Source organism: Streptomyces sp. CBMA123 (assembly GCF_014596465.1).
In the GTDB taxonomy this organism is placed as follows: Bacteria; Actinomycetota; Actinomycetes; order Streptomycetales; family Streptomycetaceae; genus Kitasatospora.
The window spans coordinates 1-1766 of record NZ_MECK01000462.1; the positions used below are offsets into that span (position 1 = coordinate 1).

General features: G+C 75.2%; 1 protein-coding gene and 1 pseudogene. Both read left to right on the plus strand.

What is annotated here, in order from left to right; all coding sequences use genetic code 11:
- Positions 1-145 precede the first annotated feature (145 nt).
- Entirely contained in the window at positions 146-1180 is a 1035-nt protein-coding gene (locus tag BG452_RS34250; protein ID WP_317621364.1) for a TolB-like translocation protein, read from the plus strand.
- Between the two features lie 97 nt (positions 1181-1277).
- Positions 1278-1766, plus strand: a pseudogene (locus BG452_RS34255) (hypothetical protein); the annotation flags it as partial.

Consider the following 1766-nt stretch of genomic DNA (forward strand, 5'->3'; position numbering starts at 1 on the left):
GTGCGTGGCCGGCGCGGCGGTGGTGCTGCGCGCCCCGGAGCCCGCCGCCCCGGAGCCCGCCGCCGTGGGGCCCGCTGCCGTCGAGGAGAGACCGTGAACCCGGAGAGCCTGGAGAGTCCGTGAACCCGGAGAGCCTGGAGAGTCCGTGAACCTGCAGAACAACCGCAGCCGGGTGATCGTGCTGCTGCTCGCCGTCCTGGTGCTCGGCGCGGTCGGCACCGGCGCCGTCCTCTACGCCGCCGACCGCACCGCCGAGCGCGACCGCCCCCAGGCGGGCGGGCCGGCCGTCGAACCCGGCCCGGTCTCGCTCCAAGTGCCCTCGAAGGGCCGTCAGTTGCTGTTCCGCAACATGGCCTGGGGCCCGCACCGGGACGAGATCACCACCGTCCCCGCCGACCACCCCGACGGCCCGCGCACCGCCTCCGGCACCCAGTGCCTGCGCTTCCACGCCGCCGCCGGCACCGGCATCTGCCTCCAGGCCCAGCACGGCGCGCTGGACGACACCTACCGCGCCGTCGTCCTGGACGACCACCTGCGCGAACGGCGTTCCTTCCCCGCCGCCGGCATCCCCACCCGCGCCCGGGTCTCCCCGTCCGGACACCTCGCCGCCTGGACGGTCTTCGTCAGCGGCGACTCCTACGCGGGCAGCGACTTCTCCACCCGCAGCTCGATCGTGGACGTCCGGGACTGGAACCTGCGGGAGAACCTGGAGGACTTCGCCGTCATCAAGGACGGCCACCCGTACCAGGCGCACGACATCAACATCTGGGGAGTCACCTTCGCCGACGACACCACCTTCTACGCCACCCTCGCCACCTCCGGGCAGACCCACCTGGTCCGCGGCGACCTCGCCGCCCGCACTCTCACCACCGTCCACGACAACGTCGAGTGCCCCTCGCTCTCCCCCGACGGCACCCGCATCGCGTACAAGAAGCGCGTCCCCGGCCTGTCGCCCGACGCCCCCTGGCGGCTGTACGTCCTCGACCTGGCGACCGGGACGGAGACCGCCACCGCCGAGCAGCGCAACATCGACGACCAGGCGCTGTGGTCCGACGACGGGACGCTGCTCTACGCCCTCCCCGGGGACTACGGCGCCGACCTGTGGGCCGTCCCGGCGGACGGCTCCGGCGCCGCGCGGCCGGTCACCAAGGCCGCCGTCGCCCCCGCCTACCTGGGCTGAGGAACTCTCCGCTAGCGTCCCACGTCGAGCAGAGTGTGACGTCCCGGCCGAACGTGCCGGCCGGACGTCCTGATCGAAGCGGGGGAGCGAGCGAACCGTGGACGGCATTCCACCCGAGCGGATGGTCACCGACTCCTGGCCGGCCCTGCACGGCCGACCCGTCCTGCGGCGCACCGTCGCCGTCGGACTGGTGCTGTGCGTGTCCGCCGGCGCGGCCCTGGTGGTGCGCGGCGTCAACGCGCTCACCGTCGGCCGGGTCGGCCGGGAGACCGACCGCGACCGCGCCGAACGCCTGGCCGGCCTCCACCCCTCCCAGCACCCCGGCGCCGGCCGCTACTACGTCCCGGTCGGCGCCGTCTACACCCGCACCTCCGACGGCGCGCCCGTCGCCTACCTCCACTACCGGCTCGGCGGCGGCAGGGAGCCCGGCCTCGGCGACTTCCTGCACACCTACGACCTCCCCGAGCCCGGACCCGCCGCCCCGCTGCCGCCGGACCTCGCCGCCGCCCTCGGGGGCGACGAGCCGGCCGAGGCCCCCGAGCTGCCGGAAGGGGCGGCCGGGCCCGGGACGACGGCCTCGGCGTCC